General features: G+C 70.1%; 22 protein-coding genes. 12 read left to right on the top strand and 10 right to left on the bottom strand.

All coding sequences use genetic code 11. The features are described 5' to 3' along the window. The 3 genes from leuC (at position 1) to G6N45_RS22540 (ending at position 2,927) form a co-directional block, all read left to right on the top strand. Complete coding sequence (leuC, locus tag G6N45_RS22550; RefSeq protein WP_163724987.1) at positions 1-1,446, top strand: 3-isopropylmalate dehydratase large subunit; 1,446 nt, start codon at positions 1-3, stop codon at positions 1,444-1,446. A gap of 13 nt (positions 1,447-1,459) precedes the next feature. Continuing rightward, positions 1,460-2,053 carry a 3-isopropylmalate dehydratase small subunit gene (leuD, locus tag G6N45_RS22545; RefSeq protein ID WP_163724984.1) on the top strand — a complete coding sequence of 198 codons (594 nt, stop codon included), beginning with the start codon at positions 1,460-1,462 and terminating at the stop codon, positions 2,051-2,053. Positions 2,054-2,255: 202 nt separating this feature from the next. Then, on the top strand, positions 2,256-2,927 hold the full coding sequence (locus tag G6N45_RS22540) for an HU family DNA-binding protein (RefSeq protein ID WP_163724981.1): 672 nt from the start codon (positions 2,256-2,258) through the stop codon (positions 2,925-2,927). A gap of 95 nt (positions 2,928-3,022) precedes the next feature. On the opposite strand, the gene mutT1 is transcribed toward G6N45_RS22540, so the two are convergent. Genes mutT1 through cofC form a run of 3 tightly spaced genes read right to left on the bottom strand, consistent with a single transcriptional unit; the run spans position 3,023 to position 6,799 of the window. Continuing rightward, complete coding sequence (gene mutT1, locus G6N45_RS22535) at positions 3,023-3,925, bottom strand: 8-oxo-(d)GTP phosphatase MutT1 (RefSeq protein WP_163728890.1); 903 nt, start codon at positions 3,923-3,925, stop codon at positions 3,023-3,025. Continuing rightward, entirely contained in the window at positions 3,918-6,080 is a 2,163-nt protein-coding gene (locus G6N45_RS22530; RefSeq protein ID WP_163724979.1) for an RNA degradosome polyphosphate kinase, read from the bottom strand. The genes mutT1 and G6N45_RS22530 overlap by 8 nt, the downstream gene beginning before the upstream one ends. A 14-nt stretch (positions 6,081-6,094) precedes the next feature. Next, the gene (gene cofC / locus G6N45_RS22525; protein WP_246229166.1) at positions 6,095-6,799 is read right to left on the bottom strand and encodes a 2-phospho-L-lactate guanylyltransferase; all 705 of its coding nucleotides are present in this window, start codon (positions 6,797-6,799) and stop codon (positions 6,095-6,097) included. A gap of 71 nt (positions 6,800-6,870) precedes the next feature. Here cofC and G6N45_RS22520 point away from each other — a divergent pair, with 71 nt between their 5' ends. From G6N45_RS22520 to G6N45_RS22510, 3 genes are read left to right on the top strand one after another with little or no spacing between them, the layout of a single operon-like run. After that, a complete protein-coding gene (locus tag G6N45_RS22520) occupies positions 6,871-7,848 on the top strand; it encodes an NAD(P)H-dependent glycerol-3-phosphate dehydrogenase (protein ID WP_163728888.1) in 978 nt (325 codons plus the stop codon). Between the two features lie 4 nt (positions 7,849-7,852). Next, a complete protein-coding gene (locus G6N45_RS22515; RefSeq protein ID WP_163724973.1) occupies positions 7,853-8,968 on the top strand; it encodes a cystathionine gamma-lyase in 1,116 nt (371 codons plus the stop codon). Positions 8,969-8,980: 12 nt separating this feature from the next. Further along, a complete protein-coding gene (locus tag G6N45_RS22510; protein WP_163724970.1) occupies positions 8,981-10,084 on the top strand; it encodes a D-alanine--D-alanine ligase family protein in 1,104 nt (367 codons plus the stop codon). A gap of 82 nt (positions 10,085-10,166) precedes the next feature. Here G6N45_RS22510 and G6N45_RS22505 read toward each other — a convergent pair whose 3' ends face one another. Together G6N45_RS22505 and G6N45_RS22500 are read right to left on the bottom strand one after the other, a co-directional pair. Next, positions 10,167-10,715 (bottom strand): DUF3515 domain-containing protein, encoded by a 549-nt coding sequence (locus G6N45_RS22505; protein WP_163724967.1) that lies wholly within the window; start codon positions 10,713-10,715, stop codon positions 10,167-10,169. 10 nt (positions 10,716-10,725) lie between these two features. Beyond that, positions 10,726-10,968 carry an Lrp/AsnC ligand binding domain-containing protein gene (locus tag G6N45_RS22500; protein WP_048418109.1) on the bottom strand — a complete coding sequence of 81 codons (243 nt, stop codon included), beginning with the start codon at positions 10,966-10,968 and terminating at the stop codon, positions 10,726-10,728. Between the two features lie 105 nt (positions 10,969-11,073). Between G6N45_RS22500 and G6N45_RS22495 the strand changes: the two genes are divergently transcribed. Continuing rightward, entirely contained in the window at positions 11,074-12,021 is a 948-nt protein-coding gene (locus G6N45_RS22495; RefSeq protein WP_163724962.1) for a thiamine-phosphate kinase, read from the top strand. Between the two features lie 27 nt (positions 12,022-12,048). Beyond that, positions 12,049-12,726, top strand: coding sequence for a uracil-DNA glycosylase (locus G6N45_RS22490; RefSeq protein ID WP_163724959.1), 678 nt, complete (start codon positions 12,049-12,051; stop codon positions 12,724-12,726). 15 nt (positions 12,727-12,741) lie between these two features. Here G6N45_RS22490 and rpmB read toward each other — a convergent pair whose 3' ends face one another. Further along, complete coding sequence (rpmB, locus tag G6N45_RS22485) at positions 12,742-12,936, bottom strand: 50S ribosomal protein L28 (protein ID WP_043407506.1); 195 nt, start codon at positions 12,934-12,936, stop codon at positions 12,742-12,744. A gap of 206 nt (positions 12,937-13,142) precedes the next feature. Here rpmB and G6N45_RS22480 point away from each other — a divergent pair, with 206 nt between their 5' ends. From G6N45_RS22480 to G6N45_RS22470, 3 genes are read left to right on the top strand one after another with little or no spacing between them, the layout of a single operon-like run. Further along, on the top strand, positions 13,143-14,777 hold the full coding sequence (locus G6N45_RS22480; RefSeq protein WP_163724956.1) for a fatty acid kinase ATP-binding subunit FakA: 1,635 nt from the start codon (positions 13,143-13,145) through the stop codon (positions 14,775-14,777). 1 nt (position 14,778) lies between these two features. Next, positions 14,779-17,007 (top strand): ATP-dependent DNA helicase RecG, encoded by a 2,229-nt coding sequence (gene recG, locus G6N45_RS22475; RefSeq protein ID WP_163724953.1) that lies wholly within the window; start codon positions 14,779-14,781, stop codon positions 17,005-17,007. Further along, the gene (locus G6N45_RS22470) at positions 17,004-17,711 is read left to right on the top strand and encodes an HNH endonuclease family protein (RefSeq protein WP_163724951.1); all 708 of its coding nucleotides are present in this window, start codon (positions 17,004-17,006) and stop codon (positions 17,709-17,711) included. Before recG ends, G6N45_RS22470 begins: the two co-directional genes overlap by 4 nt. A 2-nt stretch (positions 17,712-17,713) precedes the next feature. On the opposite strand, the gene G6N45_RS22465 is transcribed toward G6N45_RS22470, so the two are convergent. The 4 genes from G6N45_RS22465 to G6N45_RS22450 form a co-directional block, all read right to left on the bottom strand. Further along, complete coding sequence (locus G6N45_RS22465; RefSeq protein WP_163724947.1) at positions 17,714-17,986, bottom strand: hypothetical protein; 273 nt, start codon at positions 17,984-17,986, stop codon at positions 17,714-17,716. A gap of 59 nt (positions 17,987-18,045) precedes the next feature. Next, on the bottom strand, positions 18,046-19,464 hold the full coding sequence (locus G6N45_RS22460) for a PepSY-associated TM helix domain-containing protein (RefSeq protein WP_163724944.1): 1,419 nt from the start codon (positions 19,462-19,464) through the stop codon (positions 18,046-18,048). 123 nt (positions 19,465-19,587) lie between these two features. Continuing rightward, positions 19,588-20,121: a hypothetical protein gene (locus tag G6N45_RS22455; RefSeq protein WP_163724939.1), complete on the bottom strand. Its 534-nt coding sequence runs from the start codon at positions 20,119-20,121 to the stop codon at positions 19,588-19,590. 18 nt (positions 20,122-20,139) lie between these two features. Continuing rightward, on the bottom strand, positions 20,140-20,979 hold the full coding sequence (locus G6N45_RS22450; RefSeq protein WP_057147534.1) for an aldo/keto reductase: 840 nt from the start codon (positions 20,977-20,979) through the stop codon (positions 20,140-20,142). Between the two features lie 165 nt (positions 20,980-21,144). Between G6N45_RS22450 and G6N45_RS22445 the strand changes: the two genes are divergently transcribed. After that, the gene (locus G6N45_RS22445; RefSeq protein WP_163724936.1) at positions 21,145-22,257 is read left to right on the top strand and encodes an alpha/beta hydrolase; all 1,113 of its coding nucleotides are present in this window, start codon (positions 21,145-21,147) and stop codon (positions 22,255-22,257) included. The last annotated feature ends 31 nt before the right edge of the window (positions 22,258-22,288 follow it).

Genomic DNA, 22,288 nt, shown 5'->3' with positions numbered 1-22,288 from the left:
ATGGACAACGCGAACAGGCCGCGCACCATGGCCGAGAAGGTGTGGAGCGATCACGTCGTCGTCGCCGGCTCCGGCGCCGGTGACGCCCGCGAACCGGACCTGATCTACATCGACCTGCACCTCGTTCACGAGGTCACCAGTCCGCAGGCCTTCGACGGTCTCCGGCTGGCCCAGCGTCCGGTGCGGCGGCCCGATCTGACCATCGCCACCGAGGACCACAACGTGCCGACGGTCGACATCGACAAGCCGATCGCCGATCCGGTGTCGCGCACCCAGGTGGAGACGTTGCGCCGCAACTGCGCCGAATTCGGCATCCGGCTGCATCCGATGGGCGATGCCGAGCAGGGCATCGTTCACATCATCGGACCGCAGCTGGGCCTCACGCAGCCCGGCATGACCGTCGTCTGTGGCGACAGCCACACGTCCACGCATGGGGCGTTCGGAGCGCTGGCGATGGGCATCGGCACGTCGGAGGTCGAACACGTGCTCGCCACCCAGACGCTTCCGCTGAGGCCGTTCAAGACGATGGCAGTCAACGTCGACGGCGAACTGCCGCCCGGGGTGAGCGCCAAGGACATCATCCTGGCTGTGATCGCCCAGATCGGTACCGGCGGCGGACAGGGCCACGTCATCGAATACCGGGGTAGCGCCATCGAATCGCTGTCGATGGAGGGCCGGATGACGATCTGCAACATGAGCATCGAGGCGGGTGCCCGCGCCGGCATGGTGGCTCCCGACGACACGACCTTCGCGTTCCTGAAGGGCAGGCCGCACGCGCCGACCGGCGCCGCGTGGGAGGAAGCCGTCGCCGCGTGGCGTCAGCTGCGTACCGACGAAGGCGCTGAATTCGACACCGAGGTGCACATCGACGCCTCGACGCTCAGCCCGTTCGTGACCTGGGGCACCAACCCCGGTCAGGGCGTGCCGCTGGGGGGCTCGGTGCCCGATCCCGAGGCGATGTTCGACGAGGCGCAGCGCCAGACCGCCGAGAAGGCCTTGGCGTACATGGGCCTTGAGGCGGGTACCCCGATGCGCGACATCCCGGTCGACGCGGTGTTCGTCGGATCGTGCACCAACGGCAGGATCGAGGATCTGCGCGTGGTCGCCGACGTGCTGCACGGCCGCACGGTCGCCGACGGGGTCCGCATGCTGATCGTGCCGGGATCGATGCGGGTGCGCGCACAGGCCGAATCCGAAGGCCTGGGCGAGATCTTCACCGCGGCGGGCGCGGAGTGGCGGCAGGCCGGCTGCTCGATGTGTCTCGGCATGAACCCGGACCAGCTCGCGCCGGGGGAGCGATGCGCGTCGACGTCCAACCGCAATTTCGAGGGACGGCAGGGCAAGGGCGGCCGCACCCATCTGGTGTCGCCCGCGGTCGCCGCGGCGACCGCCGTGCGGGGCACCCTGTCCTCGCCCGCCGACCTCATTCCCGCCACGAGCCACTGAAAGAAGAACTGCCATGGAAGCCTTCACCACCCACACCGGAATCGGCGTGCCGCTGCGCCGCTCCGACGTCGACACCGACCAGATCATCCCGGCGGTCTATCTGAAGCGGGTGACGCGCACCGGATTCGAGGACGGATTGTTCGCGGCGTGGCGCAACGACCCGGCCTTCGTGCTCAACCAACCGCCCTTCGATCAGGGCTCGGTTCTGGTGGCGGGACCCGATTTCGGCACCGGTTCGTCACGCGAACACGCGGTCTGGGCGCTGATGGACTTCGGTTTCCGGGTGGTCATCTCGTCCCGATTCGCCGATATTTTCCGGGGCAACGCGGGCAAGGCCGGTCTTCTGGCGGCCGAAGTGGCACAGGACGACGTGGAATTGTTGTGGAAAATCATCGAGCAGAATCCGGGGACGGAAATCACTGTCAATCTTCAAGATCGGACCATCACCGCGGGAACGATGATGGTGCCGTTCAACATTGACGACTACACCGCGTGGCGGCTGCTCGAAGGACTCGACGATATAGGGCTTACGCTGCGGAAAGTCGACGAAATCGAGGAATTCGAGGCGCACCGGCCCGAGTGGAAACCGCGCACATTGCCGGCCTGATTCGGCACTGAATTGGGCGAAATCGCCCCGCTGCGATCCGCTTTTGGGCCCGTCCGGTAGGACCCGAAGGGAGCCAAGCGGATTGAAAAAAGTTCGCTGGCGCGCCCTGAAATTGCGCGTGGCTCTTGGAAATCAGCAGCGATTGGGTTTACCGTGTCCTCTAGTCGGTCCAAGGAGGACCACTGGTTCCCGGAGGTTTTGCATGAACAAAGCAGAGCTCATCGACGTACTCACGGAGAAATTGGGCTCGGATCGTCGGCAGGCCACCGCAGCGGTGGAGAACGTCGTCGACACCATCGTGCGCGCGGTGCACAAAGGTGACAGCGTCACCATCACCGGCTTCGGTGTCTTCGAGCAGCGGCGCCGCGCCGCTCGCGTCGCCCGCAATCCGCGTACCGGCGAGACGGTGAAGGTCAAGCCGACGTCTGTGCCCGCGTTCCGTCCCGGCGCTCAGTTCAAAGCCGTTGTCTCGGGCGCGCAGAAGCTTCCGTCCGAAGGCCCCGCGGTGAAGCGCGGTGTCACCGCGTCCAGCACTGCGCGGAAGGCGGCGAAGAAGGCTCCGGCCAAGAAGGCCGCACCGGCGAAGAAGGCCGCACCCGCCAAGAAGGCTCCGGCGAAGAAGGCCGCACCGGCGAAGAAGGCTGCGCCGGCGAAGAAGGCTCCGGCGAAGAAGGCCGCACCGGCGAAGAAGGCTGCGCCGGCGAAGAAGGCTCCGGCCAAGAAGGCCGCGACCAAGGCTCCGGCCAAGAAGGCCGCGCCGGCGAAGAAGGCCGCGCCCGCCAAGAAGGCCGCGACCAAGGCTCCGGCCAAGAAGGCCGCGCCCGCCAAGAAGGCGCCCGCCAAGAAGGCTCCGGCCAAGCGCGGTCGCAAGTAGTCCGTTTCACCGAAGACGCCGCGGGTCCGGTACCCGCGGCGTTTTCGTATGTGTGGTCACGCCTCGGGGCGGCACCGAATTCTGGTGCGGCGGTACTACTTCGCGGCCAGCGGCGAACTGATGTGGTCGGCGCACGCGAGTCGGCCGCCGACCAGCGTCAGCACCCACGTGCTGCCCTTGCGGTTGCGTGACTTGTCCGGCCGGACGCCGTCGCGCTCGCACCACCAGGCGATGAGGTCCGGAATGACCTCCCCCTGCGTGCAGATCACCGGGCGGGCGGCGGTCGCGGCGATCTCGAGGATCCGCTGCCGGGCCTTCTTGCGGTTGTCGGCGTACGCCTCTGCGGTCAATGCGGACTCGGTGTGGACCGGCGCTCCGAGTTCCTCGGCCAGCGGGTCCAGCGTCTGCTGGCAGCGCACGCGGTCGGCGGCGAACAGGTCACCGGCACCGAACGCGAGGAGTTGGCTCACCAACGCCTCGGCCTGAGCCCGGCCGTGCTTGTCCAGCGGGCGCTTTCGGTCGTCACCGGAATACCGGGACTTGCTGCCAGCGGTGGCGTGCCGCACGATCAGGACCGTCGTGGTGTCGGCGGGCAGAGCCGTGAAACGGCGCAGCACCTTGCGGTCGAGCGCGTACTCCAACTGCGTCATCGCCTGCTCGACCGGCAACCACTTCAGCTCGTCCACTTCGTCGTTGGGCGTGAATTCGCCGCCGACGCAGCGGGCCACCCAGTACCGCACCTTCTTGGGGGTGCCGTCGACCGAATAGCTCACCGAAGGCAGCCGGCGACCGAGGTGGGCGCGGAAGCCGGTCTCCTCGGCGATCTCGCGCGCCGCGGCGACAGGGGCCGTCTCACCGGGGTCGAGCTTGCCCTTGGGCAGCGACCAGTCGTCGTAGCGGGGGCGGTGCACGACCGCGATCTCCGGGGTGCCCGTACCTTCTTGCGGCCGCCACAGCACGGCACCCGCGGCGAGGATCGGTTCAGTCTTACTAGGGATGGCGGTGGCTTTCCATCATCGACACCTGATGATCGCGCACGGTCTGTCCCTCCTGAGGCAATGCGGTCCAGTGCCCGTCCTCACCGAGTTCCCAACAGCGCGTACCCGGGTCGAGCGCCGATTCGAAGATGTCGTTGAGCTGTGCCGTCAGCCGCGGATCCTTGACCTGAGCCATGACCTCCACGCGCCGGTCGAGATTACGATGCATCATGTCGGCGCTGCCGATCCAGTATTCGTCGATGGCGCGGAAGTGAATGATCCGTGAATGTTCGAGGAAGCGGCCGAGGATCGAGCGCACGGTGATGTTCTCGGAGAACCCCTCACCGCCGGGGCGCAGCGCGCAGATTCCGCGCACCACCACCTCGACCCGGACGCCGGCCTGCGACGCCCGGTACAGCGCGTCGATGACCTGCTCGTCGACCAACGCGTTGGCCTTCAGTCGGATCCGGCCTTCGGCACCCTCGCGGGTCGCGGCGATCTCCCGGTCGATCCGCTCGACGATGCCCCGGCGCACCCCGTAGGGGGCGACGAGCAGATTGCGGTAGGACTCCTTGCGCGAGTAGCCCGTCAACGAGTTGAACAGATCGGTGAGGTCGGCGCCGATGTCGGGCGCGGCGGTGAGCAGACCCACGTCCTCGTACAGTCGCGCCGTCTTCGGATTGTAGTTGCCGGTGCCGATGTGGCAGTAGCGCCGGATCATCGAACCCTCACGGCGCACCACCAGACACGTCTTGCAGTGGGTCTTCAACCCGATGAGGCCGTAGACCACATGCACGCCGGCCTGTTCGAGTGCGCGCGCCCATTTGATGTTCGCCTGCTCGTCGAATCTGGCCTTGATCTCGACGAGCGCGACGACCTGCTTGCCTGCCTCGGCCGCGTCGATCAACGCGTTGACGATCGGTGAGTCGCCCGACGTGCGGTACAGCGTCTGCTTGATGGCCAGCACGTTGGGATCCGCGGCCGCCTGCTCGATGAAGCGTTGCACCGTGGTGGAGAACGAGTCATAGGGATGGTGGACGAGGACGTCGCCGTCGCGCAGCGTCGAGAAGATGCTCTTGGGGGTTTCGCGCTCGCCGAAGGCCGGCGGCGTGGCCGGCACGAACGGCCGATCCTTCAGCGCGGGCCGATCGACGCCGTAGACCTGCCACAGCGACGAGAGATCCAGCAGCCCCGGAACTTCCACCACGTCGCCCGGGGCGACGTCGAGCTCGCGCAGCAGCAGTTCCAGCATCCCCTCGGTCATGTCGTCGGAGACTTCCAGCCGCACCGGGGAGCCGAACCGGCGCCGGGCCAGCTCGCGTTCGAGTGCCTTGAGCAGATCCTCGTCGCGGTCCTCCTCGACTTCGAAATCGGCGTTGCGGGTGATCCGGAAGGCGTGGTGCTCGACGATCTCCAGCCCCGGGAACAGCACCGGGAGGAACGCGGCGATGAAATCCTCCATCGGCAGGAACCGCGCGACGTCGTTGCTGCCCTCCCGCACCGGCAGTTCGACGAAGCGGTCCACGTTGTCGGGCACCTTGATTCGGGCGAAGTGCTGACCGCCGTCGGGGTGCTTGACGGTGATGGCCAGGTTGAGGCTCAGACCGCTGACGAACGGGAACGGGTGGGCCGGGTCGACGGCCAGGGGAGTCAGGACGGGGAACACCTGCTCGTGGAAGTACGTGGAGAGCCGGCCGCGTTCGGCGTCGTCGAGTTCGGCCCACGTGACGATGACGATGCCTTCGTCGGCCAGCGCCGGGCGCACCGCGTCGAGGAACACGTGCGCATGCCGGCTCGCGAGTTGCTGCGTGCGCTCGCTGATCCGTCGCAGTTGTTCCCGCGGGGACAGGCCGTCGGCCGAGCGGACGGACAGCCCCATCTCGTCGCGCCGTTTGAGGCCGGCGACCCGCACCATGTAGAACTCGTCGAGATTGGAGGCGAAGATCGCCAGGAACTTCGCGCGTTCCAGCAGCGGCAGCGACGGATCGGCCGCCAGGGCGAGGACCCGGGCGTTGAAGTCGAGCCAGCTCAGCTCACGGTTGAGGTAGCGGTCCTCGGGCAGCGGATTGTCGACCGTCGGCGAGGTCGCCGCCGGGGGAGCCTCGGGCGCCGCGTCGGACGCGCCCACCGTCGTCGTGGTGTCGGCGTCGTCCGGTCGGGTCTGCGCTTCGGTCATGCCCCGATGATTCCCTATCGACGGGCGCTGCGGCTACCAGTCGGGCGGCCACCTCGGCGCAGCGCGCCGATCGCCTGCGAGGTCGCCGTGCCGACCCCGAGGTGCTGAGCGGCCCGCAGATCGTCGGCGGTGTCGATGTCGCAGCGCAGCCCGGGCCATCCGCCGGTCAACTCGACGGCGCCCGAACGGCGGTGCCGCGCGGCCGAATCTGGGCCGAACAGCGGAGCCAGCGGCACCCCGAAGGACAACAGCGCCGCCGTCCCGCTGCCGTGCCGGTCGGCGACGAAGCTGCGCGGGTGCTGACGCGCCACGGCGATCGCCTCTGCGACTTCCTCGGTGCGAAGTGCCGGTAGATCTCCCTGCAGCGCAACGACATTGGCGGTGTCGCGGCGGGCCATCGCCTCCGCCGCGGCAAGCGCATTGTTCAGCGGGTCGGGATGGCCCTCGGGTGTCGGGTCGGCGAGCGTCAGGGCCCCGAGCCGGCCGGCCGCCGCCGCGGCGTCGGCGTCGGGAGTCACCACGATCACCGACCGCACCGCATCGACGGCCGCCGCGGCGGCGATCGTGTCGACGAGCATCGCCAGCACGACACCGCCTCGCGTCGCCGAGGAGAACGCCGGTGCCAACCGTGTCTTGGCCGCGGCGAGACGCTTCACCGCGATCACGAGGGTGACGTCGGCGTCCGGTGGCCGCGGTCGGGCGGCCGCGAAGGTGTCCATGCCGCTCACGAGCGTCATCCTGCCAGTCCGTTATTCCCGACTAGTCTGAAGCCGTGGTCGAGGCGGCGGTAATGGGTGCGGGCGCGTGGGGTACAGCGCTGGCCAAGGTGCTGGCTGACGCCGGTAACAGCGTCACGCTGTGGGCGCGCCGGCCGGAGTTGGCCGAGGAGATCAACCGGACCCACCGCAATCCCGGATACCTCGACGTCGCACTTCCCGACTCGATCCGGGCCACCAGCGATGGGGCCGAGGCGCTGCACGGTGCCTGCACGGTGCTGCTGGCCGTGCCGTCGCAGACCCTGCGGGCCAATCTGACCGAATGGAAGGCCACTCTGGGGCCCGACGCCACTCTGGTCAGCCTGGCCAAGGGCATCGAACTGGACACGCTGATGCGCATGAGCCAGGTCATCGTGCAGGTGACCGGCGCCGACCCGGCCCGCGTCGCCGTCGTCACCGGGCCGAACCTCGCCAGCGAGATCGCCGCGGAGCAGCCCGCCGCCACCGTGATCGCCTGCAGCGACTCCGGCCGCGCCGTGGCCCTGCAGCGGGCGCTGGCCACCGGCTACTTCCGGCCGTACACGAATTCCGACGTGATCGGTGCGGAGATCGGGGGCGCGTGCAAGAACGTCATCGCACTCGCCTCCGGAATGGCCGCGGGCGCGGGTCTCGGCGAGAACACCGCCGCCGCGATCATCACCCGGGGACTCGCCGAGATCATGCGACTGGGAATCGCGTTGGGCGCCAAGCCGGCAACGCTCGCCGGGCTCGCGGGCATCGGCGACCTCGTCGCGACCTGTATGTCGCCGCACTCACGCAACCGGTCGTTCGGCGAACGTCTCGGTCAGGGCGGCACGATGGCCGCCGCGCTGGCGGCCACCGGCGGGCACGTCGCCGAGGGCGTCACCTCCTGCTCCTCGGTGCTGGCGCTGTCGACGAGCTACGACGTCGAGATGCCGCTGACCGAGGCCGTCCACGGGGTTTGTCACAAGGGCCTGTCCGTCGACGACGCGGTGGCGCTGTTGCTGGGCCGCACCACCAAGCCGGAGTGAACAGGTGAACGGCTCCTACGGGGATTCCACTCGCAGCCTCAAAGCTGTTGCCTCCGAAAGGGTTCCGGGAGAGTCCCTCGGGCCGGTGCCGATTCCTGCTGCGGCGTATCACCTGTCGGCCGACGAGGACGACGAGCTGGACAGCTACGGTCGCCGGCACAACCCGACCTGGCGGCATCTCGAGGCGGCCCTGGCTCAGCTCGAGGGCGCCACGGCCGCAGCGGTGTTCGGGTCCGGGATGGCCGCGATCACCTCACTGCTGCGCGTGGTCACCGAACCGGGAAGCACGCTCGTCGTACCGGCCGACGGGTACTACCAGGTGCGCGCGTACGCCACCGAGTACCTCGCACCCCGCGGCGTGACGGTGGTGCAGGCGCGCTGCGCCGACATGTGCGACGCCGCCCGCGACGCGGATGTGGTGTTCGCGGAGACCCCGTCGAACCCGGGCCTGGACGTGGTCGACCTGCACCGGTTGTCGATGCTGTGCCGGCCGCGGGGCGCCGTGCTGATCGTCGACAACACCACGGCCACGCCGCTGGGGCAGCAGCCGCTGTCGCTGGGCGCCGACTTCGTGGTCGGCAGCGCCACCAAGGCGCTGGCGGGCCATCACGATCTGCTCGCCGGTTACGTCGCCGGCAACCGCGCCGACGTGCTGGACCGGCTCCAGCGTGAGCGGTTGCTGTCCGGAGCCATCCTCGGTGCCTTCGAGGCGTGGCTGGTGCTGCGGGGCCTCGCGACGTTCGGCTTGCGATTCGAGCGGCAGTGCCAGAACGCCGCAGCGGTCGCGCTGATGCTGCGCTCGCATCCCGCTGTCACCGCGGTCCGCTACCCGGGGCTGCCCGACGACCCGTCCCACACCGTCGCGGCGCAGCAGATGCGCCGCTTCGGCGGGATCGTCGCCGCCGAGCTGGCGGATGCCGATGCCGTCCACGAGTTCGTCCGCCGCAGCGCGCTGCTGGTCGGAGCCACCAGCTTCGGGGGCGTGCACAGCTCCGTCGACCGCAGGGCGCGGTGGGGCGACGCGGTGCCGACCGGGTTCGCGCGCATCTCGTGCGGTATCGAGGACACCGAAGACCTGGTCAGCGATATCGAGTCGGCTCTCGGTGGGGTCGGCCGGTAGCCTCTCTAGGTTGTGACTGCCCGCACCCGCGTCGCCGTCGTCTACGGCGGACGCAGTTCCGAACACGCGATCTCGTGTGTCTCCGCAGGCAGCATCCTGCGCAACCTCGACCCGCAGCGTTTCGAGGTGGTCGCCGTCGGCATCACCCCGCAGGGCGCGTGGGTGCTCACCGACGGCCGGCCGGAGACTCTGGCGATCACCGACGGCGCGCTGCCCAGCGTCACCGGATCCTCCGGCACCGAACTCGCGCTGTCGGCCGACCCGGCGCGGCGCGGCCAGCTGCTCTCGCTCGGTGACGCCGCCGGCGACGTCCTGGCCTCGGTCGACGTCGTCTTCCCCGTCCTGCACGGACCCTACGGCGAGGACGGCACCATCCAGGGCCTGCTCGAGCTCGCCGGGGTGCCCTACGTCGGCGCCGGCGTGCTGGCCAGCGCCGTCGGGATGGACAAGGAGTTCACGAAGAAGCTGCTGGCGGTGGCCGGGCTGCCGATCGGCGATCAGGTGGTGCTGCGGCCCGGCACCGCCACGGTGTCCCTGGAGGACCGGGAGCGGCTCGGCCTGCCCGTGTTCGTCAAACCCGCGCGGGGCGGCTCGTCGATCGGGGTCAGCCGGGTGACCAGCTGGGACCTGCTGCCCATGGCGATCGGCGCCGCCCGCCGGCACGACCCCAAGGTCATCGTGGAGGCGGCCGTTGCCGGCCGTGAGCTCGAGTGCGGTGTGCTGGAGTTCCCCGACGGCCACCTCGAGGCCAGCACGGTCGGGGAGATCCGGGTCGCGGGTGTGCGCGGGCGCGAGGACGGGTTCTACGACTTCGAAACCAAATACCTCGACGACGCCGCCGAGCTCGACGTGCCGGCCAAGGTCGACGACGCCGTCGCCGAGCAGATCCGCGGGCTGTCGATCCGGGCGTTCCAGGCCATCGACTGCCAGGGGCTGGCCCGCGTCGACTTCTTCCTGACCGACGACGGTCCCGTCATCAACGAGATCAACACGATGCCGGGGTTCACCACGATCTCGATGTATCCGCGCATGTGGGCGGCGAGCGGCGTCGACTACCCGACCCTGCTCGCGACGATGGTGGAAACAGCCGTCGCCCGCGGCACCGGTCTGCGCTGAGCGCTGCCGAAGTCGACGAAAAGGCGTCTTCCACTCGCAGAAATGCGCCCGAACGTTGGTTTGGGCGAAAGAGAGCAGGGGGTCAGCCCACCGGGGCCGGGTCCGGCACCGTGGCGGGGAGCTTCTCCGCGAGCGTCGTCGAGACCATCTGAATGGGGTCGGGTCCTGAGCCCGGCGGCAGGGTCAGCGCCACATAGACCGGCCGGTCCACCGCAAACCAGGTGGCCCGGTCGCCGCCGGCACTGTCCTGCACGCGGAACCACGACACCGCGTCGACGACCTGCAGGGGTGCCCCGACGACGAAGTCGGCCGGCCGCTCCACCCCGCAGCGCAGGATGAGCGGCTCGCCCCCGTCCTCGGGCTGCCACGCCGCGGCCCCCGCCGGTGCGGGGTCGACGAGCGGGGCGCGGCGGAAGTCGCCGAGCCGGTCGGGGAGTGCCGCGACCAGGGTGGTGCACTCGGTGCTCTCGGCCCGGGGCGCCGGCACGGTCGACACCGCCACGGGTGCGGCCCCGGGTGTGCGCTGAAGTACCGCCGCGACCACGAGGACCACCACCACGGCGCCGACGGCGAGCACGATCGCCGCGACGAGGACGGCGCGAGGCGGCCCGTCGTTGGTCTCGCTCTTCACCCGGGCAACTCTAGGGCTGCGCCGCCTCGGCGATCGGGCAGGTCAGCGTCCGGGTGATGCCCGAGACCTGCTGCACGCTGGGGACCACGGTGGCCCGCAACTCGGCCAGACTCTCGGCGCCGGCCCGCACCACGACGTCGTAGGGACCGGTCACGTACTCCGACGAGAGCACGCCGGGAAGCCCGGCAAGCTGCTTGGCGACGACTTCGGCGCGGCCGACCTCGGTCTGGATGAGCACGAAAGCCTCGACCACGCCGCAATCCCTCCGTCTGGCTGCATAGACTCCACGCCGCAGGGACCAAACGTACCGCAGGTGGGCCGAGCGTTCAGGCCACGGACGATGCGAGGAGTGACACCGATGGCGGACGGCACGCTGGCGCAGGCGGGCGAGTTCGCCGTCATCGACCGTCTGGTGGCCGGCCGGCGACAGCCACCGTTCGTGGCGGTCGGGCCGGGCGACGACGCCGCCGTCGTCACGTCCGGGGACGGCCGGGTCGCGGTGAGCACCGACATGCTGGTCGAGGGGCGGCACTTCCGGCTGGACTGGTCGGCACCTCAGGATGTCGGCCGGAAAGCCATCGCGCAGAATGCGGCCGACATCGAGGCGATGGGCGGCAGCGCGACCGCGTTCGTGGTCGCATTCGGCGCACCCCCCGACACCGAGACCGCCCGGGCCGTCGAACTGGCCGACGGCATGTGGCAGGAGGCGTCGCGGTTGGGCGCCGGCATCGTCGGCGGCGACATGGTGGCTGCCCCGCAGTGGGTGATCTCGGTGACCGTGCTCGGCGACCTCGGCGGGCGTCCGCCGGTGCTGCGCGGCGGAGCCGGGGCCGGCGACGTGGTCGCGGTCGCCGGTGACCTCGGCCGTTCTGCTGCTGGATATGCCCTGTGGCGCAACGGAATCGACGATTTCGAGCCTCTGCGACGGCGCCACCTGGTGCCCGAGCCGCCTTACGGGCAGGGAGCGATCGCCGCGCGGGCAGGCGCGACCGCGATGACCGATGTCTCCGACGGTCTGCTCGCCGACCTCGGGCACATCGCGGCGGCGTCGGCAGTGCACATCGACGTGGCCCTCGCCGGGTTGGCCGCCGATGTGGGGGCGGTCGCAGCCGCCGCAGCCGTCGCAGGCGTCGATGCCCTGCAGTGGGTGCTCGGCGGTGGCGAGGATCACGCGTTGGTGGCCACGTTCACAGCTGAGCCGCCGCCGGGCTGGCGGATCATCGGCCGGGTACGCGAAGCCGGCGCGGGCCGGGTCACCGTCGACGGCGGCCCCTGGGCCGGCAGCACGGGCTGGCAGTCGTACTGAGCCGCCGGGCCGCTAAGTTGGCCTGTCGTGACAGCACGCGCTCTCAAGGAGTTGGTCGACGAGTCATGGGCGCCCGCGCTCGCCCCGGTGGAGGACCAGGTCGCGAAGATGGGGGAGTTCCTGCGCGCCGAGCTGGCCGCCGGACACCGCTACCTGCCGACGGGCGCCCGCGTGTTGCGCGCGTTCACGTTTCCCTTCGACGCGGTGCGCGTGCTGATCGTCGGCCAGGACCCCTACCCGACGCCCGGGCATGCGGTGGGCTTGAGCTTCTCGGTGGGCGCCGACGTCCGCCCGCTGCCGCGCAGCCTGGCCAACATCTACACCGAATACCAGCAGGACCTCGGCCATCCGGCACCCGCCAGTGGCGACCTGACCCCGTGGTCGGAACAGGGCGTGATGCTGTTGAACAGGGTGCTGACCGTGCGCCCGGGTACGCCTGCCTCGCATCGGGGGAAGGGCTGGGAGGCGGTCACCGAGTGCGCCATCCGGGCTCTGGTGGCACGGCGTCAACCGCTGGTGGCGGTGCTGTGGGGACGCGACGCCGCAACGCTCAAGCCGATGCTCGGCGACACCGCGACCATCGAATCGGCGCACCCTTCGCCGCTGTCCGCCTCGCGGGGGTTCTTCGGATCACGGCCGTTCAGCCGCGCCAACGACCTGCTGCAGCAGATGGGGGCAGAGCCGGTGAACTGGCAGCTGCCCTAGCGTGGTTTTGGCGGATCAGCCGCGGGAGACCTTGCCGGCCTTCAGGCAGGAGGTGCACACGTTCACGCGCTGCTTGTTGCCGCCCGGACGGGCGACCGCACGCACGGACTGGATGTTCGGGTTCCACCGGCGGCTGGTCCGGCGATGGGAGTGCGACACCGACTTGCCGAAGCCGGGGCCCTTCCCGCAGATATCGCACACGGCAGCCATAGTGAGAACTCCTCGTAAGTCAGTGCTTGGGGGCCAACGACCGGACGGGTGACCCGACAACCCGACCAGAATACCGGGCGGCCCCGGGAACGCCAAAACGGTGCCGTCAGGTTATCAACAGGGCTGACGACGCTGTCTCGGGTGGTGTCCGGCCCAGTGGCTAGGCTGACGGCGAAGCGGCGCGGCGAGGGCATGCGGAGGTGACGATGTCGGCTCGGCGGCTCGATGCGTCGGCGCTGCGGCGCTGGGCCCACGCGGCCGTATCGGAGCTGATCAGGCACACCGACGAGATCAATGCGCTGAACGTCTTCCCCGTCGCCGACGCCGACACCGGTACGAACATGCTGTTCACGATGCGGGCGGCCTGGGCGCAGGCGGATTCGCGCGCCGACGTCGATGACGTCACCGCGGTGGCTGCCGCGCTCGCCGACGGCGCACTGCGGGGAGCGCGCGGCAACTCCGGGGTGATCCTGTCGCAGATCCTGCGTGCGCTGGCCGATGTGACGGCGGCAGCCGCCGAGGACCGCGTGATCGCCGACATCGACGGCGCGCTGCTGGCCGCGGCGCTGCGCCACGCCGTCACGCTGGTGGTCACGTCGATGGGTGAGGCCGTGCCCGGGACCATCACCTCGGTCCTGCAGGCCGCCGCCGCAGCGGCTGAGGACGCGGTGGCCGAGCAGGCCGACCTCACCGAGGTGGTCACGCTCAGCGCGCAGGGCGCCCTGGCGGCGCTGGACCGCACCCCCAGCCAACTCGAGGTGCTCGCCGACGCCGGCGTGGTCGACGCCGGTGGCCGTGGCCTGCTGGTCCTGCTCGACGCGCTGACCGCGACGCTGGCCGGGCACGCCCCGGCCAGGCCGCGCTACCGCCCCGAACCCGCCGACACCGCGACTCCCGTCACGCCCATCGCGGCGGCCCCGCAGTTCGAGGTGATGTACCTGCTCAGCGGGTGTGACGGTGCCGGCGTCGACCGGTTGCGGGCGCGTCTCGACGAGCTCGGCGAGTCCGTCGCCATCGCGGCGTCCGGCGCGGGGCAGTCGGACCGGTATTCGGTGCACGTCCACGTCGACGATGCGGGCGCCGCGGTCGAGGCCGCGCTGGAGGTCGGCACGCCCAGCCGCATCCAGATCACGTCGTTGGGCAGCGGCGCCGACCGGCATCCCGCCGGCGGCTGGGTCCGCGAGCGCGCGGTGCTGGCCGTCGTGGACGGAGACGGCGCCGAGAACCTGTTCACCGGGGAGGGAGCGCAGGTGCTGCGCATCGAGCCCGGGCTGCCGGTCGGTGCGCATCAGCTGCTGCACGCCTTGGTCAACACCGGCGCCGAGCAGGTGATGGTGCTGCCCAACGGCTACGTCGCCGCCGAGGAACTGCTCGCCGGCTGGGCGGTGGCCTCCGACTGGGGCATCGTGATGGTGCCGGTGCCGACCGGGTCGATGGTGCAGGGGCTCGCGGCGCTCGCGGTGCACGATGCCGCGCACCGACTGGTGGACGACGGCTACACGATGGTCCGGGCCGTCGCGGGCGCGCGGTACGGGTCGGTGCGGGTGGCTGCCGAGGAAGCGCTGACATGGGCGGGCACCTGCAAGCCCGGCGACGGCCTGGGCATCGCCGGTGACGAGGTCGTCATCGTCAGCGACGGCATCGTCGGCGCGGGTGCCGGGTTGATCGACCTGCTCCTGGCGGCCGGCGGCGAACTGGTGACGGTGCTGACCGGACGCGGAGTCGATTCGGCCGTCGCCGACGCCCTTCTCGACCATGTGCGACGGACACATCCGGGCACCGAGATGGTGACGTTCGACACCGGCCACCACGGCGACGCGCTGCTGATCGGGGTGGAGTGACGTGGCGACGCTGAACGACCGCCTGGATTTCGTGATCGGCAGCAAGTCCGCCGTCAAGCTGGAGGAGAACTTCGGCATCACCACGGTGGGGGAGCTGCTGCGGTACTACCCCCGCAAGTACAGCGATTCGATGAGCGTGCGGGGGGAGGGGGAGGACCTCGACCTCGAGGAAGGTGAACACGTCACGTTCGTTGACGTCATCACCAAGGCTGAGATCAGGTGGACCAACCGTCAACCCAAGCGGGAGTACCTGGTCGTCACCCTCGGGCACCGGCGGCCCAAGGTGACCGCCACGTTCTTCAACGCCAAGTACCTGAAGAAGACGCTGGTCGAAGGCACGAAGGTGATGCTGTCCGGGGAGGTCGGCTACTTCCGGGACGTCATGCAGCTCACCCACCCGGCGTTCATGGTGCTCACCTCCGACGGCAAGGGCGTCGGAACGAAATCGCTGACGGCGATCGCCGATTCCACCGGCGCCACCGGTGACGACCTGCTCGCCGAGTTCGAGAAGGACTACTTCCCGATCTATCCCGCCACCTCGAAGGTGCAGACCTGGGAGATCTACGCGTGCGTCCGGCAGATGCTGGCGGTGCTCGACCCCGTCGCCGAGCCGTTGCCGAATTGGTTTGTGCGCGAACAGGATCTGCTGTCCGAGGACGCGGCGCTGCGCTCGGTCCACGTGTCCGAACACGAGCGCGACCGGGCCAGGGCGATCGAGCGGCTCACCTATGACGAGGCGATCGGCCTGCAGTGGGGGCTGGTGGTCCGCAGGCACACCCAGCTCAGCGGTACGGGTCCGGTCGCCGAGCGGCGCGATGACGGCCTGAGGGCCGCGATGACGGCCCAGCTGCCCTTCGCGCTGACGCACGGGCAACACGAGGTGCTGGAGGTGATCTCGGGCGAGATCGCCGCCACCAGCCCGATGAACCGCATGCTGCAGGGCGAGGTGGGGTCGGGAAAGACCGTGGTGTCACTGCTGGCGATGCTGCAGATGATCGACGCCGGCTATCAGTGCGCGTTGCTCGCGCCGACCGAAGTCCTTGCCGCCCAACATGCCCAGTCGATCCGCGCGATGATGGGTCCGTTGGCGATGGCGGGTCAGCTCGGCGGCGAAGAGCACGCCACCAGGGTGGCGCTGTTGACCGGATCCATGTCGGCGCAGCAGAAGCGCGACGTGCGCCGTGAAGTGGCGTCCGGGGAGGCAGGCATCGTGATCGGCACGCACGCGCTACTGCAGGACGCCGTGGAGTTCGACCGGCTGGGCATGGTCGTCGTCGACGAGCAGCACCGGTTCGGCGTGGAGCAACGGGATCGCCTGCGTGGCAAGGCCCCTGAGGGCATCACGCCCCACCTGCTGGTGATGACCGCCACGCCGATTCCCCGGACGGTGGCCCTCGCCGTCTACGGCGACCTCGAGATCTCCACCCTGCGGGAACTGCCCCGTGGCCGCCAGCCCATCACCACGAACACGATCTTCGTCACCGACAAGCCGGCCTGGCTCGATCGGGCATGGGCCCGGATCGCCGAGGAGGTGCGGGCCGGGCGGCAGGCCTACGTCGTCGCGTCCCGCATCGACGAAGACGACAAGCCCGCGAAGGGGAAGAAGGACAAGCAGCAGGCCGGGCCGCCGCCGGTCACCGTCGTCGAGATGTACCAGCGGTTGCAGCACGGTCCGCTGGCGGGGCTGCGGCTGGGTCTCATGCACGGCCGGCTCTCGGGCGACGAGAAGGACGCCGTGATGGCGGCGTTCCGGGCCGGGGAGATCGACGTGCTGGTGTGCACGACGGTGATCGAGGTCGGCGTCGACGTGCCTAATGCCACCGTCATGGTGGTGATGGACGCCGACCGCTTCGGGATCAGCCAGCTCCATCAGCTGCGGGGCCGGATCGGCCGCGGGCAGCACCCGAGCCTATGTCTGCTGGCGACCCGACTGCCCGAGAGCTCGAAGGCCGGACAACGACTCAATGCGGTGGCGGGGACCCTGGACGGCTTCGCGCTCGCCGACCTCGACCTTCGCGAACGCAGCGAGGGAGATGTGTTGGGGCAGAACCAATCCGGCCGCCCCATCACGCTGCGGTTCCTGTCGTTGGCCGAGCACGCCGACATCATCTACGCGGCCAGGGAGCTCTGCGAAGCGGTCTACGCGTCGGACCCCTCGCACCGGGGCATGGTGGCGCTGTCGGCGCCGTTCACCGCTGAGGACCGCGTGCAGTATCTGGACAAGTCGTGACCCGCAGGCAACAGTTGTGGCTGGCGATCGCCGCGATCCTGGCGATCGTCGTCGCCGTCCAGGTGACCTCGTCGACGCAGGGCCCGTCGCGCTTCATCGCCCAGGCCGACATCCCCACGGTCGCACCGGGCGTGGACGTACTCGCCGGTGTCGGTGAGATCCCGGCGCGCGTCCGCAGCCACGACTACCGTCGCGACGCGTTCGGCGAATCGTGGACCGACGACACCACCGCGCCCGGGGGTCACAACGGCTGCGACACCCGCAACGACATCCTCAACCGGGACCTCGCCGACAAGACCTACGTGTCGATCAAGCGGTGCCCGATCGCCGTGGCCACCGGCACGCTGCTCGATCCGTACACCAGTGAGGTGGTGCCGTTCACCCGCGGCAACCAGATCGGCGCGGCGGTGCAGATCGACCACCTCGTGCCGCTGGCGCTGGCGTGGGATCTGGGCGCGCGCACCTGGAGCGACGAGATGCGCACCCGCTTCGCCAACGATCCGGCCAACCTGCTCGCCGTCGACGGGCAGGCCAACCAGGACAAGGGCGACAAGGAGCCGGCGCTGTGGATGCCGCCCAACGCGGCGTTCCACTGCCAGTACGCGATGCAGTACATCGCCGTGCTGCGGGGCTACGGCCTGCCGGTCGACGCGCCGTCAGTGCCGGTGCTGCGCGCAGCCACCGATACCTGTCCGCGGGGCTGACGCTACGACGCGGGCCCCATCATCCCGGGTCCCATTCCGCCGCGGTTGAACTGACCGGGGCCGGTAACCGATGGATCCCACGGGCCGTTGGTGCTCGAGCCGCCCATGCCCGGCGACCAGTCGCACTCGCCCGAATTCCAGGAGAACGGCCCCCAGCAGCCCGGGTCCCACGGTTGGTGTGCGGTGACGGTCTCCGGAACCGAGACGGGAAGCATCGCTGTGCCGACCGCCGTCGCCGCGACCGCCAACGCGGTGATGAGTACACGCCTGTTCATGGTCGACACCTTTCGCCGAGACAGCGTGCACCCATTGCACCGCGTCGGCGCGGCACACGCTAGAGGCTTTCGCCCTTCTCTGGGACTGCGCGGCCCTTCACCCGGCCCATGATGACGTCGATGACGACGAAGCCCGCCAGCGTCCAGCCGAGGAGCGGCAGGAACCAGCCCAGGGCCACCGCGGTGACGCCGACGGCGACGACCGCCACCGGAGGCAACTGCCGTATGCCGCCCCGCACCGGTGGCCGGCCGACCGCCCGGTTCGATCCCCGGGTTGGCCTGCGCTGCCACCACATCCGGTATCCGCGGACGATGACGGTCACCAGTCCGACCGCGACCGCGAGCAGCGCTAGCTGGTTGAGCAGACCGAACAGAGAACCCATGTGAGCGCGGATGCCCCAGTCGGCCAGCTTCGCGATCACCGAGTAGTCGCGCCAGTAGTCGACGCTGCTCGTCACCGACAGATCGGTCGGGTTCACCGCGGCGGCGTTCGAGGTCCACCGGAATGCCCTGTCGATCTCGGTGACGCTCACCGCCTCACCGGGTTCGGCGGGTGCGGTGATCTCGACGGGCATCCGGACGCCGTGGCGCGCCGCGGCGTCCAGCACACCGGGGTAGTCGAAAGCTGCCGGGTCGGTCACCGCGCCTTCGGCTCCGTGATGTCCGGCGTGAGTCTGTTCCGACACTGTGACCAGTTGGGGCCGTTGCCAATTCATGGCCGACCGGATCTCGGTGACGTGTGCGCCCGCGTACGCCGACCACGTGATGCCCGTCGCCGAGAGGAACAACAACCCGGCCAACAACCAGATACCGGTGGCCCCATGCCAATTCATCGTGCGCGAGCGTCCCGACCCGCTCCTGTCCACGCTGAAGACCCGGCCGTTGCGGCCGCGGCGCCGGTCAGCGGCCGCCTTACCCACCCACAGACACACGCCGCCGAGGGCGACCACCCACAGCCAGGACGCGGCGATCTCGCTGTAGACACGGCCCGGCTCACCGAGATTGAGGTGCCGGTGCAGCCCGTCGAGCCAGGTGCTCAGCGGGAGGTAGCCCAGCCAGGTCACCTGCTCCCCGACGATCCGGCCGGTGCCGGGGTCCACGAACACCGTGCGGGATCTGTCCTCCTCGAGGGTCGGGTCGTGAAACGAGACGCGGGTGGTGTCGTCCGGCGCGGCGGCGGGCCGCACGGTCGTCACCGCCAGGTCCGGGTGCACGGCACGGGCACGCTCGACCTGTTCGCCCAACGGCAGCGCAGGTCCCTGCGCCTCGACGGACAGGATGTCGCGGTAGACGACGCGCTCCAGGCTCGGCGCCAGCGCGTAGAGGCCGCCGGTGACGGCGGCGACGAGCAGGAACGGCGCCACGAGCACGCCTGCGTAGAAGTGCAGACGGACCGCGAACGGACGCCACCGTCGGCGCACCGACAGTGTGGGTGGGGTGGTGGACAGGGGTTCGACGGTGTCGTCGGACAGGGTCATGGAAGGCCTTCATGTCGGCTGAGAGAGTGGATTCGCCGCTGCGCGCACGAAGTGCGCGCAGCGGCACACGACGACCGCAGCGCGCGGGCCGCGGGTCGATCAGAGAAGACGGGGAAGGGCCGCTTATGCGGCCGCGGCCACCGCGGGTGGCGCGCGCATACCCAGACCGAAGCTCAGAACCGGTCGGCGCACCGCCACGTCCGAGCGGGACCGCACGACCGGGGACGACGCCCGAGGCGCGCGCAGCGTGAACAGCCGCAGCCAGCACAGCACGGACACGCAGACGGCGTAGAGATATTCGACCGACATGATCGCCGCGCCGAGAAGCGCAGCGGCGCCGATGTGCGCGGCGGGCATGAACCAGGCCGGCCCGGTCGCGCCGTGGTGTTCATGGCCGGCAACCATCAGCGTCACGTGTCCGGCGAGCTGCGCACCACCCAACGCCGCGGCGGTGGCGGCGTACCCGGCGAGACGGTCGAACCGCACACGGGCGACCAGGGCGCCGGCTGTGACGCACATCAGGATTGCCACGATCAGGGCCGGTCCGCGGGGCACCCCACCGCCGGCCGCGACGTGCGCTCCGGCCGTCATCGCCGCGGACGACACCCCGACCAGGGCGCCGCGCACCGAACGAGCGCGCGTCCTCGGCGTGTCCACGCCACGCACCCTAACGGGCTACGTCCCGGTGTAGGTGTCCGGATCGGGACGGAACCGGGTGCCGTCGTCGAGGCCGTTCAACGAGGTCATCTGGTCGTCGCTGAGCTCGAAACCGAAGACGTCGATATTGGCCGCGATCCGCTCGGGCGACGAGGAACGCGGAATGACCACGTTGCCCAGCTGCAGGCTCCAGCGGACCAGCACCTGCGCCGGGGTCCGGCCGTGCGCCTCGGCGACGGCCGTCACAGCCGGATGGTCGAGCAGATTGCCCACCCCCAGCGGTCCGTAGGCCTCGGTGGCGATGCCGTGCTCGGCGTTGACGGCGCGCAACTCCGCCTGGTTGAGCCGCGGGTGCAGTTCGATCTGGTTCACCGCGGGGGTGAAGAACGACAGGCCGATGATGTCGTCGAGATGGTGGGCGTGGAAGTTGCAGACCCCGATCGAGCGGGTGTCGCCGACCTCCTTGGCCTTCATCAGACCACCCCAGCTGTCGATGTACTTGCCGCCCTCACCGGCCGGCCAGTGGATGAGGTACAGGTCGACGTAGTCGAGTCCCAACCGCTGCAGGCTCGCCTTGAGGGCGTCCTGCGAGGACTGGAAGCCGAACTCCTCGGGCGAGAGCTTCGTGGTGACGAACACGTCCTCGCGGGGCACACCGGACGCGGCGATCGCCCGGCCGACCGCCGCCTCGTTGCCGTACGCGGCGGCGGTGTCGATCAGCCGGTAGCCCGCCTCGAGCGCGGCCAGGACGGCCCTCTCGGTCTCGGAATCCGACAACTCGCCCACACCGAGGCCGAGCACCGGCATCGTGTTGTCGTCGTTGAGCGTGACGGTGGGAATCGCGGCCGCCGAAGTCATGACACCTTCTTTGCTGAAGTGGATGCTCGTTCGCCGGGCACAGGCACACAGGCCCGGTGCCGTCGGCTTCGATGACTATATTGCCGCAGGGAGACCGCACCTAATCAGCGCCATGCCGCGTCGCCGGTGGCGGATCAGGGTTCGGCTGAGAAGAAGGAGCACCCCATGACCTCCAGCGTGACCAGTGAGCGACCCGCCGCAGGCCCTGTCCGCGCGGTCCGCCGGCGCGACGCCGTGGCGAACGCGGTGGCCGGCGTCACGCTGCGCGGGCTGCCCCGCATCCCGCATCGGGTGAAGCGGGCGCTGCTGGGCGGCCGCTCGATCACCTTGGACGGCAACACGCTCGACACCACGCTGCACCTGATGCTCGCCGGCCAGCAGGCGCTCGGCCTCGACGGGTTGGTGGCCGACGACGACGTCGACGCCGCCCGCACCCAGCTCGAGCTGCTGGCCGCCAGTTACCACCGTCGGATCCCGGTTCCCGAGGTGACCGACCTGACGGTGTCCGGCGCCGTCGGCCCGATCCGGGCCCGGCACTACCGCACGAACGAGCCGGACGCACCGCTGCTGGTCTTCTATCACGGCGGGGGCCACGTGATCGGCAGCCTCGACACTCACGACGACCTGTGCCGAGAGATCTGCCGCTCCGGCGCGGTGCACGTGCTGTCGGTCGACTACCGGCTCGCCCCCGAGCACAAGGCGCCTGCGGGCGCCGACGACGCCTACGCCGCCTACCTGTGGGCCCGCGACAACGCCGCCGCGCTCGGCGCCGACCCCCGGCGGGTGGCCGTCGGCGGCGACAGCGCCGGCGGGAACCTGTCGGCGGTGGTGTCGCTGCGGGCGCGCGCCGAGGGCGCACCCGCACCGGCGCTGCAGCTGCTGCTCTATCCCGTCACCGACCACGGCGCGTCGACCCGGTCGCGAACCCTGTTCGCCAACGGCTTCTTCCTCACCCAGCGCGACATGGACTGGTTCACCGCCCGGTTCCTCGACGGCGCAAGGGTCGACGGCACCCATCCGGACGTGTCCCCGCTGCTGGCCGCCGACCACTCGGACCTGGCGCCGGCGTTGCTGGTCACCGCCGGCTTCGATCCGCTGCGCGACGAGGGCAGGCATTACGCCGACGCGCTGCGCGCGGCGGGCACCCCGGTCGACTACCGGGAGTACGGCTCGGTGGTGCACGGCTTCGCCAATTTCTTCCCGCTCGGGGGCGCCAGCGCCACGGCCACCGCCGACATGATCTCGGCTATGCGCGCCCATCTGAGCCGCGTTGGCTGAGGTGCACCGCACGGCGCCGGTACTCTGTGTC

Source organism: Mycolicibacterium psychrotolerans, assembly GCF_010729305.1.
Lineage (GTDB): Bacteria > Actinomycetota > Actinomycetes > Mycobacteriales > Mycobacteriaceae > Mycobacterium > Mycobacterium psychrotolerans.
The sequence above is the reverse complement of the archived record's forward strand: the minus strand, read 5'-3'. Positions and strand labels throughout refer to the sequence as shown.

Coding starts and splice junctions, on each gene's coding strand:
- G6N45_RS22445 (WP_163724936.1), top strand. CDS start 21,145: ATGACCTCCAGCGTGACCAGTGAGCGACCCGCCGCAGGCCCTGTCCGC.
- G6N45_RS22540 (WP_163724981.1), top strand. CDS start 2,256: ATGAACAAAGCAGAGCTCATCGACGTACTCACGGAGAAATTGGGCTCG.
- G6N45_RS22520 (WP_163728888.1), top strand. CDS start 6,871: ATGGGTGCGGGCGCGTGGGGTACAGCGCTGGCCAAGGTGCTGGCTGAC.
- rpmB (WP_043407506.1), bottom strand. CDS start 12,936: ATGGCTGCCGTGTGCGATATCTGCGGGAAGGGCCCCGGCTTCGGCAAG.
- G6N45_RS22450 (WP_057147534.1), bottom strand. CDS start 20,979: ATGACTTCGGCGGCCGCGATTCCCACCGTCACGCTCAACGACGACAAC.
- G6N45_RS22530 (WP_163724979.1), bottom strand. CDS start 6,080: ATGACCGAAGCGCAGACCCGACCGGACGACGCCGACACCACGACGACG.
- G6N45_RS22465 (WP_163724947.1), bottom strand. CDS start 17,986: ATGAACAGGCGTGTACTCATCACCGCGTTGGCGGTCGCGGCGACGGCG.
- leuC (WP_163724987.1), top strand. CDS start 1: ATGGACAACGCGAACAGGCCGCGCACCATGGCCGAGAAGGTGTGGAGC.
- cofC (WP_246229166.1), bottom strand. CDS start 6,799: ATGGACACCTTCGCGGCCGCCCGACCGCGGCCACCGGACGCCGACGTC.
- leuD (WP_163724984.1), top strand. CDS start 1,460: ATGGAAGCCTTCACCACCCACACCGGAATCGGCGTGCCGCTGCGCCGC.
- G6N45_RS22480 (WP_163724956.1), top strand. CDS start 13,143: ATGTCGGCTCGGCGGCTCGATGCGTCGGCGCTGCGGCGCTGGGCCCAC.
- G6N45_RS22495 (WP_163724962.1), top strand. CDS start 11,074: ATGGCGGACGGCACGCTGGCGCAGGCGGGCGAGTTCGCCGTCATCGAC.
- G6N45_RS22460 (WP_163724944.1), bottom strand. CDS start 19,464: ATGACCCTGTCCGACGACACCGTCGAACCCCTGTCCACCACCCCACCC.